Genomic DNA, 15,862 nt, shown 5'->3' on the forward strand with positions numbered 1-15,862 from the left:
TTTTGAAAAACCACTAAGACATTAGGCCTTTTGAGCGATATGACCGGAAAAGAAGAGCGGGACGGGGCTCAGCTGCTCCAGGACGGGCAGGTCTTGTTGGAAGTGAGGCGGCGCCTCCTTGCTGAAACCAACAGTCGTCAGCAGGCGCAGAACACTGCGCGTATTGCCCTGATGGGGCTGCTTGTGGTGGTCACGGCGGGGGTTGGGGCTGCGATCACCGTGGTCAAGATGTTCCCGATGGAGAAATACATCTATACGGACAACGCCAAAGCGATATGTGAGGCACAAGTCCAAGACGAACCGCTGATCACCACCAACACTGTGCTCGACTTCACGAAGGAGTGCATTCTTGATCTGGATACGTTTGCGCATGACACGTTTGATCGTGATCTGTCGCGTATGGCTAACCGTTGCCTGACCCCTCAGTTTCGCAAGAAGTTCTTAGAGGTTGACTGGCTTAACGATCGGGTGGCAACGGTTCGGCAGAACTTCTTTCGTGTTTCTAGTCAGTCAAATGGACAGCCAATTCTTGCCGCCTCGGGGCCGGTTCCCGAGGGCTACAAGTGGGTGGTCCAGGTCCCGGTGCGTCGCACCTTTCGCCAGGGTGATACGCCCCGTGGGACAAATGAAAAGGTGTATGAGGTAGAGGTCTACCGTGTCGTGCGCAACGCCTACAACCCTGTGGGGCTCGGCATCAACCAAATCGTCGAAAAGAGTGCGGGGTTGCGATGATGGCCATCACGCCGACATCAAGGAGCTTGACGGTGCTTGTGCTGGCCGCAGGCATGTCGTTTCGGGTATGTGCTGCTGAGGCGGATGCCAAGGAGGTGTTCTCCGTTGCTTCTGCGGGTGGGATGACGTTTAGCGCAAACCGCGTGGTTGAAGACGTCAGCTTGGTGTTCATGCATTTCACGCCTGAAGGGCGTGCTTCGCTGATATCAGAATTGGAGCGGACTGGGCTGGTTGCTGAAGTGGTGGGGAAGGGCGCTGCTGTGCGAGCAGAGCTTCCTGTGGCCGCTTTGCAGGTGGCGCGGAGGGCTGGCGCTGACGGCCTGGATGAGTACGACGTGTCCGGCACCATGAAACTCCAGTGGAGCCGGTGTACGAGCCCGGGGGTTGGTTGTACGCCGGTTGGGCTGTCGAAGGATGCGAAAGTTTCCGGGACGGTATTGCAAGTCACCGTCAGTGGTCGTCCAGCGTACCGGATTAGCTCGATCCGTTACGAGGGTGCACGATGATGCAAGTGAGTCAATTTGCGCGAAGCATTGTCGTGCTGGCTATGGCGATGAGTGCCGCTGCTGGTCATTCGCAGCAACAGCCGAAGAATCCGCCGGTAGGTGGCATGCAGGATCTCCAGTCTGCGGGCGAGGCGAAGGCCGCGCGCCGCGGTGTCATGCGTGATTCACTTCGGTTGCAGTACAGAGAAGCTGAGATGGATGAGTATCGCGGCGCCATCGACGGTTATGACCGCAGTAAGTCCGGCGTGTACCAGCAAGCAGCCCGGGTTGTGCGGCGTCGTGTAGCAGTGGGGCTCGCTCCGGATTCCGATGTGCCCGAGCTTCGTTTAAATGCTGAAAACAGTGGTGCTCTCGTCTTCACTGACTCGTTGGGAAGCCCATGGCGTGTGGCAGACGTTCTTGCGCCAGGTTACTTGGCGACGACGAGGCACGAGAACATGGTGATCTTCCGGCCCGCAGGGGCGGGAGATGCTATCCGCCACGGCCGAGGCTCGATCACGGTTCTTCTTGAGGGCCTGAATAGCACGGTGACATTTGCTTTGGTGTACGGGCTGTCGCTGGAAGTCGATGGCCAGGTGGAGGCTCAGGTCCAAGCAAGGAACCCCGCTGCTACGGTGAGTGCCGTGCAGTCCGGAGCCATTGAAAACGACGACGTTGTCGGACTTTTTCTCGATGGCGAGCCCCCGAAGGCGGCGCTGAAGGTGAAGACAACGCAACGCTCAGTTGACGCTTGGATGTACCAAGGTCGCCTATACATTCGCACGCCGTTGTCTATCCACTCTCCGGCATTCAGGATGTACGCCGGCAGCGCCGCAGGGGCAAATGTCTACCGTTTCGATCAAATCCCCAGCGTGGTCAATGCTATTCAAGATGGGGCGATCGTTGCTATAGGGATTGGGGACTGAGATGAGCGAAGCGAAGAAGTCCCAAGGTGTGAAGTTGGCGAAGCAGAACCTTCGTCAGGCGTGGTCAAGCCCTGCGGCCAAGATCGGTGTTGTTGTCCTTGTCTTGGCGGTAATTGGTCTTGGCGGCGCTGCGATTCATAGCCTGCGCGGCGGAACGGCAAAAGCCGGTGTGGCAAGTGCTGAGGGCTATGGGGGTGGTGGGCCCGCGCCTCGTGGCGCTACGGATGCGGCAACTGCTGCTGCAGTAGCTCAGAAGGCTGATGAAGACTCGGCGGCGGCTAAGGCGACCGGTACATCCTTTGCTGGCCCCTTCGTTTTCGAAGGTGCAGAAAAGCAGCAGCGCAACGAGGTTGCGGGATTCGATGAGAAGCCAGCTGCGAACGTGCAGAAGACGGGCCCCATTTTCGTGGCGCTGCGTGAGAAGGCAGCCGAGTATGACGCGGCGGAGCGTCGTACACAGGGTGGCACTGCGGGTGCTGCCTCGACCTCCGGCGCTAGGGCTGGTGCTGGTGGGGGGCAAGCCTCAACCGGTCAGGCTGGGCAGGGTCCTTACGGGTTGACTGAGCAGGAATTTGCGCAGGTTGCTGGGCAACTTAAGAGTGTTGGATCTAGCCGTCCTGTCTATAGCTGGTCTGCCAACGGGATCATTAGCAAGCCGCCTGCTTCGGGGGCGGAAATGAAGTCCAGTGCCACGGCATCGGGGCAGGGTGGTGTGGCTGTGGTTCAGGCCTTGGATAAGGTGGCAGCAAAGGAGCAGATTGCTGCGCGTGCAGGCGACGTCTGCGGTGCTACGCCGGAGTCGGCAATCGACACAGATTATGCGGTGCCTGTCTTCTTTGAGATTGTTGAATGTGGAGTGCTTACGGGCGCACGTGCTCGTGGTCAGGTAGTGAAAAGTCCTGACGACTTCACTATCCACTTTACGAACATCACTCTGGACCCCAAAAAGGGTTGGAAGCTCGCTAGTGCGGTGGAGGCCATGGCCGTGAACATCGCGAAGGAAGGAAGTCCGGGTGTCGCTGATTCGGTGAACCGACATTGGATGACGCGGCTGGGATCAAGCGCCTTGTTGAGTTTGGCGAAGACCGAGAAAGGCTTTATTTCAGCTCGTGGCTCCACCACCTTGACGACTGGGACCTCGACGTCTACGGCGATCGAGCCGCTAAGCGCTGAAGAAAAGCGTACTGCCCGTATCGCGGGCGTCCTGGAGGGGAGTATGGACATCGTGGCCAAGGATCTCTCCACAGGTGTTAATCGGACCGCAACGATGCGGTTGGAAAAAACGACGTTGCTGGGTATCCAGTTCATGGGTGATGTGAAGGTGGTGCCAAATGAATAGACCAAGTGACCCGTTCGGCATGCCCCCTGATCCTGCGCTCATCGACCACGACCTCAGTCTTGCAGATGTGGAAGAGGATCTGCCTCAAGGGACTGGGGATGGATCGACAAACAAATCCGAGAAGTCCTGGATAGAGCAGAACCTTGTGCTCGTGGGCTGTGGGGTGCTCCTTTTCTTCGTGGTGGTCGGTGTTGCGGCCTATGCGGTACGGGGGAGGGCGACTGAAGGGCTGGCGGCACAGGTGACGCCTGAGCAACGGGCGCAAGCACAGGCCGCCGTGGTGGCTGGTGGGGAGTCCCGGGCCAATGCCGAGATGCGGGCGGAGATGGAGGCGTTGCAGCTCAAAGTCAAACAGGTACAGGCGCAGATGGCGGAGGTCCTGCAGAGCCTGGAGAAGACTGCGGGTGGGTCGCAGGATGTGCAAGCACTCTATCGGCGCACGGAAGAGCTTCGCCGTGATATTGACGGTTCGAACGCCAATATCAAGACGCTGGCCAAGCGAGTTGCCGATCAGCAAACGTTCGAGTTGGAGATGTACCTGCGTGACGACGCTGAAATCGTCAGCATCGGCAATGGCCTCGCTCGGCTGCGAGATCGCGACGGAGTCGAGCGGACTGTGCGAAAGGGCGATAAGTGGAAAGGACTGTCGGTCATTAGCGTGCGGGCTGATCGCCGGCAGGTGACCCTTTCAGACGGGAGTGTGTTCGAGTGAGCCGGTTCGGACTTGATGGGCAGGGTAGTCCTGATCCAGTGCAATTCATTGTCACCCTCGGTGGATTTGTCCCGGCTGGTTTCACGATCCTGTACGCCCTATGCCTTCTGGGCGGGCTTCTTATGGTCGTGAATGCGATTTGGCGGCAAATGGACACAGCGAGAGGGCGGGGTGATTTCACCGGTGTCCAAAACTTAGGGCATGCGCTATTTGGAGGGGTGCTGGCTGTGTCGGCCGAACTGATCGGGGCATACGGCAAGGGCATCTTCGGCGAGTTCCAGAGCGCCTCCGTTCTGCTCTATGTGGGTCAGTCGGAGAACAACCTGGCCAAGGTGGCGATGGGTGCATTCATGTGGATTTTGCAGTTCATTGGCGCCACGGCGTTTGTTCATGCGATTCGGTTGGCCGACCGGCTATCCACGGGCAAGCCGCAGCCAGGAGAGTCTTACTACGGCGTGTTCTGGTTCGGCTTCGCTGGGCTGGCGCTGGTCTTCATTCAGCAAACTTTGGGATTGATCAGTGGTGTGACGGGAATGGGTTTGGCAAGGTTCATCAACAACTTGTGATTTATAGAGGAGCTATGTAATGACGAAAGCGGGAAAAATCAATAACTTTGCGCGGGACGCTGTGGCCCGAGTGTTGACGACGGCGATGCTCGTCATGAGCGGTGCCGCATCTGCGGTCGAGTTCACTGATCGTGTGAACTCTGCCAAGGCGATCGACACGAAGGCGATGCGCGATACCGGCAAGAACGCGGCCGACAACTTCGGTTTCATGATCGGCATCGCCGCCATGGTCCTGGGCTTGGTTTTCTTTGTCTGGGGAATCATCTGGGTTGCGGCTGCCGCGCGAAGCGAGGGCCGCAAGGAAGCCAAGCCAGGCTGGATCATGATCATCGCTGGAGGTGCTCTGGGGGGCGGCATGGCGCTGTTCATGTGGATCGTCGGCGCGTTCACAGGCGCAGCGGGCTGACGCCGATGGCTGGATCGACCTCGGGAAAGATTCCCGAGTACACGTCGGCTGACGTCAACAAGTGGCTGTCTGATCAGGCCACGAATATCTCAAACGTCACCGAAATCGTGCTGATTTTCCTTCCGGTGCTCGGTTTCGCGCTCTTCTGCGCGGGCATCGCGCAAGTGGCTAGGGAAGGGCGTGAGTCTGCTGCTGGAATGGGTGGCTCCTCACGCCGCGTCGGCTGGTGGATGGTCAGCGGCGGCGGTGCCATTGCCGTCGCTGGCCTCATTCTTCTCTACCTGATCGGGTTCATTCGTCCAGCCAGCGCGTAGCGGTGGCTTCGCCACGGACCGCGCAGCCCGACATCAGGTATGTGGTGATTTTTAGCTGGTTGTTCTTGTCGGCACATGGCAACCGCTGTACATTAACCACCATAGAAATATCCCCTATTCATGCGGAAACAAGTCTCATCAATCGTGGTTGCTATGGCGGCGATTGGCGCGCTGGTGGCGACCTCTGCGCATGCGGGGTTCACTATCTCGGTCAAGCCATTGCCGAAACCGCAGCCCGTTTCTGTACTGCCCCCTGGGGCGGTAGTGTCCATCCCCGTGGATGCGGCGCGTAGTCCCGTTCTGTCCGACACGGTGAAATTTAAGGTGGCGCGCGGATCGGTTCTGAAAGATGAACTCGCCACATTTCTATCGCAATTTGGCTGGACTCCTGCATGGATGGCGGGGGATCTTGTAGCGGGTGATGCGATGGTCTTTGAGGGCAAGGATCAAGAGGAGGCCTTATCGGCTTTCCTCGCTCACTACCAACTGGTCGGTGAGCGTTTTGCGGAAGAGAAGGGCTATGTCATTCGGCGTAGCGCTGATCAGAAGGCTGGAGCAAAGTGATGCGCATTCCCATGGCCGTGGCAGTTGTCGCGGTATTCATTTCCGCAGGAGCTGCTGCGGAACAACAAGTCATTGCTACGCGCGGGCCCGTGGTCCCCGCCGCACAGAAGCCCGAGGTACTGAAAGCGGGGACTGGTTCCTTTGCTTCATATCTCAATAAGGCTGGCCAGACTGCGCCTGCAGCGGCGTCCCCCCCCTCTGTGCCGGCATTCGTGCTCAAAAAGGGCGAACTGGTGCACGTGGCCCTGCAGGCGTGGGCCACTGCTGCAGGTTGGGAGCTGATCTGGTACCCCGATCGCAGCTGGAAGGTCCTGGGTGACACCACTATCGAGGCGAAAGACGTAACCCAGGCGATTGCCGATGTGGTGACGATCTTGCGCGATGAGCGTCGTCCGGTGCGTTTGGAAATCGCTGATGGAAATCGGATCATGGAAGTGATCAACACCGACGTCGTCAGCAACGAGGAGGCGTTCGGTGACTAAGGTTATCCATCTGGTACGCGTTGCGGCTATTGCCGTGCCTTTCGCAATCGCGCTTGCTGGTTGTGCTGCGTTGGATCGACCCAAGATCAACGCGGAGAAGGTCAGAGTGAAGGCCGAGCAATACCGTGATGAGAATGTGGAGTCTGCCACCTCGATGGCAGTGCAGCGCAGCAAGCGCCCACGGATATCCGGCGAAGAGGTCGTGCTTCGGTCTATGTATACGCTGCCTGGGAAGTTCGCCACTCCCATGAGCTACTCGACCCATGGTGTGCAGGGTTTCAGCGAAGTGCTCGAAGCGATCTCATCGACCGCTGGAATCGGCATTCGGGGCTTTGAGGTTCTTCAGCAGCAGGCGCAACCTCAGGGCGGCGCCAACGGTGTGGCGACAAGCCCCTTGATGCAAAGCCAGCCGATGGTCGGCGCAGGAAAGATCGGTGGCACCGTCGAGATCGATTATTCGGGCACCCTGCGCGGGCTCCTTGATGAGTTGGGTGCGCGGAATCAAACATCGTGGCGTTACAGCGCCTCGACCAACACAGTCACCTTTTTCCGTTATGAAACCCGCGTCCTGAATCTTCATCTTCCGGCCGGGTCGAAGAGTGTGAGCGCGACCATTTCACTGGCCGGCAGTAGCGGCGGCGGCTCGGGCGGCTCTGGCGGTGGTGCCTCTGGCGGGGGGGGCTCTGGTGGATCTTCCGGCGGTGGGTCGGGCGCTGGGAATGTTTCGGTCTCTCAGCAGAAGACCATTGACCCCTGGACGTCGGTCATGAATACGGTGGGTTCCATTCTGACGGCATCTGGTCCCGCGCCAGCCTCTGCAGCTCAGCGAGGTGGCCCAGGAGCTGATGCTTCGGGAGGTCGTTCGTTGACGGCAGCTGGTGCAGATGGGACGGCCTCTGCCGCACCCGAACTCGGTATGCTGACTGTTACCGCTCGGCCTCAGGCGGTAGAGCGCATTGCTGCCTTCGTGAACTCGGTCAATGCGCGCTTCTCGCAAAACGTGTTGGTTGATATCCAGGTGCTGTCGGTGACGTTGGATGACAACGTGCAGGCAGGCTTCAGTTTGGATCTGTTGTATCGCCAGCTTAACAAGAATGGCCTGAGCATCGTGGGCGGTGCCCCGTTGCAGCCGGCTCTGGGTAAACCTGGCAGCGCAACCTTCTCGATCTCCGACTCCGCCTCGAAGTGGAATGGCTCGTCTATCGTTGCCGAGGCGCTGGCTCAATACGGCAACGTCGGGCTGGAGACGAAAACGCAGGTGATTGCGATCAATGGTCAGCCTTCTCCGTTTCAGGTGGGCGACGAAATCACCTATCTTGCATCTAGTCAAACCAACACCACCCCAACCGTCGGCACTAGCGTGTCTCTTCAACCGGGTTCCAAGGTGGTGGGTCTGACCGGAAACATGACTCCGACCATCACGGGCGACTCCAGGATATTGCTCGAATATCAAATGGAGATCAGCTCGATGGTGCTTACCCAAGTAAGTAGTGGCGGCTCAACGATTCAAACACCGCAAATATCGCGCCAATCCCTGCAGAACCAGGCGTATGTGCGTGATGGCGAGGTGATCGTGCTGTTTGCGAACGATCAGCGCCGTGATTCTTCCAGCACAGCATTTGGGGTTGGCGGAGTCAGCGGCGTTGGTCGAGGCGAACGAAAAATGAATGTGATCGTTATGCAGGTCAGTGGAGGTCGTCGTAATGGCTAAGCGTGTCCACGTGGCGATCGTCGTCATGGCGGTATTTAATGTTCTGTGCTTGAGTGCTCAGGCTCAACAGACTATTGCTGATGAGTCGCTGATGCTGGATGCCCAGATCGACCTCGTCGCCAAGCGCAAGAAGCTGCAGGACTCCATTGGTGTTGATCCAATCCTCTCACGCGTGCCGCGCGTCGTGTCGGTCATTTCATTTGGTGAGCAGAGCAAGGCCAAGCTGATGTTGCCCAACGGGGTGGCGCTTACCTATGGGGAGGGCGATGTCATCAACTCCCAGATGCGTGTCGTTGCGATCACGCCGCGCGAAGTCGTCGTGGCAGTTCAGCCGTCTTCTGCCACGGGGGCAACTGGTAAGGGGAAGAAAGCCAAGGAGCCGGTACTGATGCCGCTCGAATTCATGGCTGGGGCGCAGCAAATTCAAGTCGGCAGCGTTGCTGCTGGAGTGCCAGGTACGCCGGGCACCCCCGTTGGCGCGTTCCCGATCCCTCCCGCGTTGCTCCAGAATCCTCCTGCCATGGCAGGAGGGAGTCTTGGGGCGTGGCCCCAGATCTCTGGTGGATCGTCGGGCCAGCAAACAGCTGCTGGTTCATCGCGCGCCGCGGCTGCGCAACCTGCATCGAAGTAGGTGGGTGACGGCGTGAACCTTCTCTTTTGGCGTAAGCGTCAGGTCACGCGCTTGGTGCCTAATGATGGCGGCGACTTGGAGCTGGACAGCAAACCACAAGCTGATTTGTCGTCGTCCGGCGCGCATTCCACGCATTTCGATCACGGGGGGCGAAAGTTCGCAGTTGGTCTGCAGTGGTCGGAGGAGCGTGACGGCGAGGCGGGAGCGCTTAAGAGGGCTGGGCGAGAGAAATCGTTCTATGTGGGCAGTACCGTCTCAGGCGATGCTCCCACTCTCGGGTTGGCGGAGCGTGCTGCGGAAGGTCTCCTTGTCGCTGGTGCAGTCCTTGGATCGTTGTATCCAGACGCTCTCATTCACACGAAGATCCCGGGTACGGACCTCTATTGGGTTTGCCACATCAACGATGGCTTGCCGAGCCCTTTGTTCGATGGGGTCTACGAAGACAAAGCAGAAGCCAATCGCCAGTACAGCGAGGCATATCACTTCGTCGGGGCGAATGCGCCTGTAAGGATTGGTCAGTCCCAATCGGATGCGTACACGATCGAGCAAGCCCTTGATGCTGCTGTCGCGCATATTGCAGGAAGCGGTGCATCCAACAAGGCGGCTACTTCCGCTTTGTCGAAGTACCGTCTTCGCGCCAAGCGTTTCAACTGGCTGCGTTTTTCTCTGATCTTGACCGGCCTGATAGCTGTGGCAGGCCTGGCTGTAGCGGGGTACCTCTATCGGGAACGCCTCTCGGATCGGAAAGCTGCGCAGGCGCTTCTTCAGGAGTCCATCCGCTCCAGTGCGGCGCAAGCGGAAGAGGCGGCTCGCTTGCAGAGGCTACGAGCCCAATTTGAGACTGATTTGGCAGCAGAAAGAAAGAAATTCGGCCGTGTGAATGCAGCACTTCCTCAATGGAATGCGTGCAACGCGGTGCGATCCTCTCTGCCTATCTCCCTTTATGGATACGTGCCCAGTCGGCTGGAATGCGATTTCGCCGCTCGGTCCGCCACCGTTGAGTGGGCCCCTGGCCTGCCCTCTGTCCGGCTGGCAGATAGGGCTGCATTGCCTGGCATTGTGGACAAGTACGAGCCAAACAATCCCGCTATCTCACGCTTCGATCTTGATCCAGTCATCGCTGGTTCTCCAGCGCGCGCGATCAAGGGCGATGCTGTGCGGATGGCCATCCTGGATTGGGCAGGAGTTCGCATGCGAACTCTGCAAATGGAGCCGTTTACACCGTTAGTGATGACTCCGCCGAAAGATCTAACGGGTCCTGGTGGTCTTGAGTCTACGAGGATCGGCGAGCGTGCCGCGATCAGCTTTACGGCTCAGGGGCACATGGATGTCCTCATGGCAGAGCCTGCTATTCGAATGTTGGACAGCTTCGCTGTGGACCTCAAGAAGGTTGAGTGGCGTGACCCGGTCCTGAAGAAGGCATCTGTGACCGTGACTGCGGTGCTGCACCTGCCAGGCTGATTCCAAGGAGTTCTTCGATGACTGTTCGTACACCTTACGTAATGCGTGCTCTGCAGGCAGCCGGTATCAAGAGACCCGGGCTCCCGGATGAGCGGGCGCGCCAGGTGGATATTGCCCGCGGCGAGATCCGTGTGGAGTCGCCGCCTCCTCGATTGGATGCATCACCGGCTGAGATCCCGGAGCTTTCGCAAGCCCAGCCATCTGGAGAGCCGAAAGTCATCTCCAAACAGGCAGATATTCCGGAAGGTGAGTTTTTGGATATCACGGCACTGGAGGTTAATCCTCTCAGTGCCGTGCATGCCGAGTCCTTTGCGGCGATTATCAATCGGCGAGGGAATGTCGTTTGTGTGCTCGCAGTGGAGAAGACCTCCAGCCGGATGTTGGCGGAGGTCATGGCGCGACTGCGTTCACAGCCCCCTCGCTATACGGTGACATACCTCTGGGCCTCTCTGGACATCGTTCGCATGATGAACGAGCAGGGAAGCTCACGCCTCTCGGTCGAGACGCTGACCGAGTCGGACGTCGAAAAGCGTGCAAAGGCGCTTTTGATCGATGCCGAGACCCGTGGTGCATCTGATATCCATATCGAGACGCGCGGCGACCTGGTCGAGGTGCTTTACCGCATTCACGGTAAGCGGCTTCGGATGGGCGACATGTCGATGCGCACCTTCGATGCTGTCGCTAATTTTCTCTTCAACTGGCAGTCGAAGGATCAGTCGAGGACAGGTAGTTGGAATAAGCGTGCCATCCAAGATGCTGCGTTCTCAGTGGATCTTCCTGGTGAAGATGGTGGAGAGATGCATGTTCGGTTCCACTCTGCACCTATTCACCCGGCAGGGAATGTGCAAGTTGTGATGCGACTCTTGCGGCCTCCTAAGCGATCGGGCGGATTTCGCAGGTTGGAAGATGTGCTCTATACGCCTGAGCAGAAAGACCAGATTTTCGAGATGCTCACAGGGGGCTCTGGCGTCGTACTGGTGGTGGGCCCGACAAACAGCGGGAAGTCTTCGTCTCTCCAATCGATGGTTGAGCACATCCGCTCTGTTCGTGGTCCTACGATCAAAATTTCGACGATCGAGAATCCCGTTGAGTATGAGATGGTCGGCGCATGCCAGATGGCCGCGTCAGAAGCAGACTTCGAGCATTTCTTGAAGGCAACTCTTCGCCAAGATCCCGATGCTGTCGTCGTGGGCGAGATTCGCGGGGAAGCTGCTGCTGAGACAACAAAGTCTCTGATTCTGGCGGGGCACAAAATTCTGACGACGCTTCACGTGTACGAGGCCGTTGGAGCATTTTCTAGACTGCTTGAACTTGGTATTCCCCGTGGACTGCTTGCGATGAACGGCTTCATTGCAGGTGTCGTCTATCAGCGATTACTCCCCGTCGTATGTCCTCATTGCGCCTTGAAGCTGATCGATGTTTGGAATACGAATGTGCTTTCGAATCCATTGAAAGGTCGCCTCAGCAAAGTGTTGTCGCTTGACGAGGATGACATTCGAATTGCCAACGCTGCTGGCTGTGAGCGTTGTCACTTCTCAGGTTATGTGGGGCGAATGCCGATTGCCGAGGTGCTGAAGCCGGATGACAAGTTCCTCGAACTGATCCGTGAAAAGAGAGACGCTGAGGCTAAGCAATACTGGGAGCGTTCGCTAGGGGTTCGTGCTGAATGGGGTCAGAGCCCCACCGCACTGGCGCACGGTATTGCAGCCATGAAGAAGGGGTTGATCGACCCTCGGGACATTGAGGCGGAGCTGAAGCCCATTGATATTCCTACTGTGAGCTAGGTGGGAGGTAAGAGCTATGTCGATCCCGTTCTCTAAAAGAATTCGTATCACTGCAGCAAGGAGGCGTGAGTGGTACGAGGTTCTCGCATCTATGACGTCGAAAGAGTCTGGATTAACCGTTCCTGTCGTGCTTAAAGACATGCATGGCGAGTTCAAGTCGATCGGCCATCCGATGGAGCCAGTCGTCAAACAGTTAATCATGCGTATGCGGGGGGCCAAGGGGGGCGTCGAGATCGATTCGTTGAGACTTGGTGACTCGCTGAAAGGACTTGTGCCGCCGAACGAGGCAATGATGATCAAGGCCGGCGAGGAGCGCGGGGATGTCTCTCGTGGTTTGAGCCAGGCGGCAGCTTATGTTGCCTCATCTGATGCATTGCTGGGGTTGGTGCAGAAGTCTTTGGCGATTTCGGGGATTTATTTTCTCTGTATCACGCTCATCAATATTTTCTTTTCTGTTGCTCTGCTGCCAAAGATGCAAACTGCGAGTCCGAGGTATACGTGGCCTGGCTATGCGCAGACTTATGGATGGGTAGCAGATCACATGATCATCATTGCTTGCCTGTTCGTTGTGTTCGTTATTGTTGGATGGTTCATTTTTTTATATCTTTTGAAAAATTGGAAATCGAGTGGCAGGGAGTTTGCCGATAGGAGGGTTTGGCCATTTACGACTGTGCGATTGATGAATGCATCGGCGCTGCTTATGAGCGTCAGTGGTTTTGTGAAGGTGGGTGCCCCATTTGTTGAGGCTATTCAGATAGTTGCAGCCGGAGCCAATCCGTACATGGCGAGTCGCTTTAAACGAATTAAGGGTGCAATGAGGGGCGGGGCCTATGACTACGACGCTCTGGTTGCCTCGAAGCTTATTCCCGAATCTTGGCAGTGGATCATTCGTTGTTATGGCCGGAGTTCTGACTTTGGGGTGGCGCTGGAAATGATATCTACGGAATTCGTCCAGTATGCGTTGAAGAGAACGGGGCGCGTTGCGGCAATGATTAATTTCGCTCTTTTGCTTTTGGTTGCCGCGAATATTGGGTGGATCGGTTTGACGGTGACTGGAATTGTTCGATCTGTGCGTTAATTTTTAAAGGAGTGTGGAAATGAAGATGGACATCGTTTTGTCGAAAAATCAAGTGGTGCGCGTGTCGCGCTTGGCCATGCGTGGGCAGCGCGGTTTCGCGCTCGGTGAATTGCTCCTGGCTTTGGCCGTCGTGGGCATCATTGTCGCGGGCCTTTTCGTGACTTTCACGGGGTTGCGCGGCACCGTGGGGGCCAACGATGTCGGTGACAAGATCATGATGATGGTCGCCGATATTCAAAAGAACTGGCGTACCTCCAATTCGTTCGCGACTGTCTCCGCGGCGGAGATCAACAAGCTCTCGCTCATCCGGTCCCCTCTCAACTACGACGGCACCAACCTCAAGGATGGATGGGGCAACGTCATGTCCATCAACGGTAGTGCGACGTCCTTTGCTCTCACGATTGGTGGATCGACGTTCCCGATCCAACAAGACGACTGTGCTTCGCTGGTGGCGCGGTTGTCGCCTGTCGCAAATGCAATTCGGATCGGCGCGGATGCAGCCGCAGCAGGAGGTGCAATTTCCGGCGGCTCTTTGTACAAGAGCGGCGCGACGATCACGCAGTCTGGCCTGACGACGGGTTGCAGCGCCTCGAATCCGATCATTGCCGCGCAGTTCCGCTTCTGAAAATTCGCTCGTGCCCACCTTTCATGGTTGAAGTGCTTCCGTTCCCGCATGTCTGCGCTGATGTCCTGGCGCAGATCACCGACATCCATGCTGCTGTTGATAAGGTGGGTGACTCAATCAGCTTTCCTGGCCCCGCCCGGGTCGAGGAAAGCCTGATTCCGTACATAACCAGTTTGGTGACTCAGTTCACCCAGACGGGCCAGGTTGATGCGACGTTGATGATGCCGGATGGCTCGTTCTGGCGCGGCCACAGGGACGATCATGTGGTTGACGGGGCGTGGGTCCGGTTTCGCAAGATGCCGCGCTGTGCGCCGACGTTGGAAACGTTGCCTTCACCGCTCCCAGAAATTGTGCAGGAGGCGTTGCTGGAGCAGGAAAGCCAGCGGGGCGGGCTCGTCTTGGTCGCTGGTGCTACTGGTATGGGGAAGACGACAACGGCAAGCGGCACCATCGTGAGTCGGCTGACCAAGTATGGAGGAGTTGCTTATACCGTCGAGCAGCCCCCAGAGAACCCCCTGAACGGATGGCATGGGAAAGGGTACTGCACGCAGACCTGGGTGAAGGACGACGGTGCCGCCAATCCATGGGCGCGAGCGATGCGCAGTGTTCTCCGGTCACAGCCTGCAGGGACGCCGGCGATTTTGTTTCTTGGAGAGGTCCGAGAGGAAGAGGCGGCGAGAGTCGCGGTGCAAGCCGCCAATCAAGGTTTTCTGGTCGTGGCCACGTCATTTGCCAGCGACGTTGTCAGCGCTATCGCGTCGTTCGCCAGTCACGTCGGGCCAGAGTTGCGAGGGCAGTTTGCGCAACAGTTTCGGATGCTGGTCTGGCAGAACATCAACGAGGGCAAGTTGGAGGTCAAGATGCTCCGAAGCACCTCGGCAGTTGTGCAGCACATCTGCGAGGAGCGATACGCGGCTATGGCCGGTGAGTTGCAAATGCAACTGAATGCTGCCCGGATGGAGTATCAAGAAAAGCGCCTCAGGGCTGAGCGGAGGCTATGAATATGTGGGTCTTGGTTCTGCCCGCACTTGTCACCATGGCTATCGTTGCCATGCTCAGCACCTTCGCCTCCGGCGGTGCTGCCAGCCAGAGCGCATCTGTACGCGCGGAAGTCACGGTGTTCAACGCCTTCGCATCTGCCGCTGCAAGTTACTTCGACGGCCGAACTGCTCCGGCAAACAGGTCGGTTTATGTCTGGCAAGACATTCGTGTTGCTGCCCCCCCTGGGGTGATGAACGTGACGATGCCGGATGGGTGGTATGTGGCACGAGGGGCGGATGGGAAGTGGGCCGCGTGTCCAGTTCTGCGGCCTGAGGTCGTCGCCGCAGTCGGCGCACTGTTTGTGCCGCCTGAAGACGAGAGTACGCCGGCTCCGATCGCGCTGGGTCCTGATTTCGTGGGCGTGGGGGGGTACGGCATGGCGAAAGCGGCAGATGCAGATGTTCTGTGTAAAGGAGCTTGATGTGAAGTGGAGCAGATGGCGCGGCCGCAGGGGTTCTCAGGGTGGCTGGGCACTGATGGAAACGATGCTGGCGCTGGTCATCGTCGGGATGGTTGCGGCTGGTTCCGCTCAACTGCTCATGGATCAAGCAGATCAAGCGCAGGCCAAGGCGGTGGCATCTGATTTCAGTGCATTCCAATCTGCCGCGGGCGATTTGTTCATCTGGAAGCGCCAAGAGTTCATCGCCGCAATGAAAGACGGGACGGGCGCAGACTCGCTCTGCCGGGTCAATGTAAATGCGGATGGCTCTGGAGGCGTTTCTGCGCTGTCACTGAATTTGCACCGCTGCGCGTTCGATACGTCATTGATGCGCACCATGAACATGCTGCCGTCGAGTGTTCCTTTGGACAACACCTACGGTGAGCGGTGGGTCGCAATTCTCAAGTTGCAGTACGACAACGCATCTCCTCCGGCCTCCACTGGAAACGTGGAGATGGTGGTTGTTTCCGCCAGAGTCGATGGTGTCGCTCCGGCGGCCCCTGCTGATGGGCGAGTTTTTGGCCGAGCATTGACTGCCGCAGGCTTTGCGGCGGGGCAGGGGGGGG

Annotated in this window: 19 protein-coding genes; all 19 read left to right on the forward strand. The window is 57.9% G+C overall.

Going from position 1 to position 15,862, the window contains the following annotated elements:
* Positions 1-39 precede the first annotated feature (39 nt).
* The gene (locus BM070_RS23055) at positions 40-732 is read left to right on the forward strand and encodes a DotI/IcmL/TraM family protein (RefSeq protein ID WP_092942456.1); all 693 of its coding nucleotides are present in this window, start codon (positions 40-42) and stop codon (positions 730-732) included.
* A complete protein-coding gene (locus BM070_RS23060; protein WP_092942459.1) occupies positions 729-1,238 on the forward strand; it encodes a hypothetical protein in 510 nt (169 codons plus the stop codon). The genes BM070_RS23055 and BM070_RS23060 overlap by 4 nt, the downstream gene beginning before the upstream one ends.
* Positions 1,235-2,143: a DotH/IcmK family type IV secretion protein gene (locus BM070_RS23065; protein ID WP_092942462.1), complete on the forward strand. Its 909-nt coding sequence runs from the start codon at positions 1,235-1,237 to the stop codon at positions 2,141-2,143. The genes BM070_RS23060 and BM070_RS23065 overlap by 4 nt, the downstream gene beginning before the upstream one ends.
* Before the next feature lies 1 nt (position 2,144).
* Positions 2,145-3,482: a TraB/TrbI/VirB10 family type IV secretion system protein gene (locus tag BM070_RS24540; protein ID WP_139222934.1), complete on the forward strand. Its 1,338-nt coding sequence runs from the start codon at positions 2,145-2,147 to the stop codon at positions 3,480-3,482.
* A gap of 19 nt (positions 3,483-3,501) precedes the next feature.
* Positions 3,502-4,194 carry a hypothetical protein gene (locus BM070_RS23075; protein ID WP_092942468.1) on the forward strand — a complete coding sequence of 231 codons (693 nt, stop codon included), beginning with the start codon at positions 3,502-3,504 and terminating at the stop codon, positions 4,192-4,194.
* A 38-nt stretch (positions 4,195-4,232) separates the two neighbouring features.
* On the forward strand, positions 4,233-4,760 hold the full coding sequence (locus BM070_RS23080; RefSeq protein WP_139222935.1) for a hypothetical protein: 528 nt from the start codon (positions 4,233-4,235) through the stop codon (positions 4,758-4,760).
* A 19-nt stretch (positions 4,761-4,779) separates the two neighbouring features.
* The gene (locus BM070_RS23085) at positions 4,780-5,166 is read left to right on the forward strand and encodes a hypothetical protein (RefSeq protein ID WP_092942474.1); all 387 of its coding nucleotides are present in this window, start codon (positions 4,780-4,782) and stop codon (positions 5,164-5,166) included.
* Positions 5,167-5,171: 5 nt separating this feature from the next.
* Positions 5,172-5,480 carry a hypothetical protein gene (locus BM070_RS23090; protein WP_092942477.1) on the forward strand — a complete coding sequence of 103 codons (309 nt, stop codon included), beginning with the start codon at positions 5,172-5,174 and terminating at the stop codon, positions 5,478-5,480.
* Between the two features lie 120 nt (positions 5,481-5,600).
* Positions 5,601-6,044 carry a hypothetical protein gene (locus BM070_RS24545; protein ID WP_139222936.1) on the forward strand — a complete coding sequence of 148 codons (444 nt, stop codon included), beginning with the start codon at positions 5,601-5,603 and terminating at the stop codon, positions 6,042-6,044.
* Positions 6,044-6,526, forward strand: a complete 483-nt coding sequence (locus tag BM070_RS23095; protein ID WP_092942480.1) for a TcpQ domain-containing protein — start codon at positions 6,044-6,046, stop codon at positions 6,524-6,526. Before BM070_RS24545 ends, BM070_RS23095 begins: the two co-directional genes overlap by 1 nt.
* The gene (locus BM070_RS23100; protein WP_139222937.1) at positions 6,519-8,237 is read left to right on the forward strand and encodes a type II secretion system protein GspD; all 1,719 of its coding nucleotides are present in this window, start codon (positions 6,519-6,521) and stop codon (positions 8,235-8,237) included. Before BM070_RS23095 ends, BM070_RS23100 begins: the two co-directional genes overlap by 8 nt.
* Complete coding sequence (locus BM070_RS23105) at positions 8,230-8,868, forward strand: hypothetical protein (RefSeq protein WP_092942486.1); 639 nt, start codon at positions 8,230-8,232, stop codon at positions 8,866-8,868. Before BM070_RS23100 ends, BM070_RS23105 begins: the two co-directional genes overlap by 8 nt.
* Positions 8,869-8,880: 12 nt before the next feature.
* Positions 8,881-10,329 carry a type IV pilus inner membrane component PilO gene (locus BM070_RS24550; protein WP_139222938.1) on the forward strand — a complete coding sequence of 483 codons (1,449 nt, stop codon included), beginning with the start codon at positions 8,881-8,883 and terminating at the stop codon, positions 10,327-10,329.
* 17 nt (positions 10,330-10,346) lie between these two features.
* A complete protein-coding gene (locus tag BM070_RS23120; protein ID WP_092942495.1) occupies positions 10,347-12,113 on the forward strand; it encodes a GspE/PulE family protein in 1,767 nt (588 codons plus the stop codon).
* A gap of 16 nt (positions 12,114-12,129) precedes the next feature.
* Positions 12,130-13,191 (forward strand): type II secretion system F family protein, encoded by a 1,062-nt coding sequence (locus BM070_RS23125; protein WP_092942498.1) that lies wholly within the window; start codon positions 12,130-12,132, stop codon positions 13,189-13,191.
* A 19-nt stretch (positions 13,192-13,210) separates the two neighbouring features.
* Positions 13,211-13,816 carry a prepilin-type N-terminal cleavage/methylation domain-containing protein gene (locus BM070_RS23130; RefSeq protein ID WP_245785344.1) on the forward strand — a complete coding sequence of 202 codons (606 nt, stop codon included), beginning with the start codon at positions 13,211-13,213 and terminating at the stop codon, positions 13,814-13,816.
* A gap of 23 nt (positions 13,817-13,839) precedes the next feature.
* Positions 13,840-14,817 (forward strand): ATPase, T2SS/T4P/T4SS family, encoded by a 978-nt coding sequence (locus BM070_RS23135; RefSeq protein ID WP_092942501.1) that lies wholly within the window; start codon positions 13,840-13,842, stop codon positions 14,815-14,817.
* Between the two features lie 35 nt (positions 14,818-14,852).
* Positions 14,853-15,278: a hypothetical protein gene (locus tag BM070_RS24555; RefSeq protein WP_139222939.1), complete on the forward strand. Its 426-nt coding sequence runs from the start codon at positions 14,853-14,855 to the stop codon at positions 15,276-15,278.
* 55 nt (positions 15,279-15,333) lie between these two features.
* Positions 15,334-15,862: hypothetical protein (locus tag BM070_RS24560; protein ID WP_139222940.1), on the forward strand; the 529-nt coding region annotated here is incomplete at its 3' end.

The organism is Paracidovorax wautersii (assembly GCF_900113035.1).
Lineage (GTDB): Bacteria > Pseudomonadota > Gammaproteobacteria > Burkholderiales > Burkholderiaceae_C > Paracidovorax > Paracidovorax wautersii.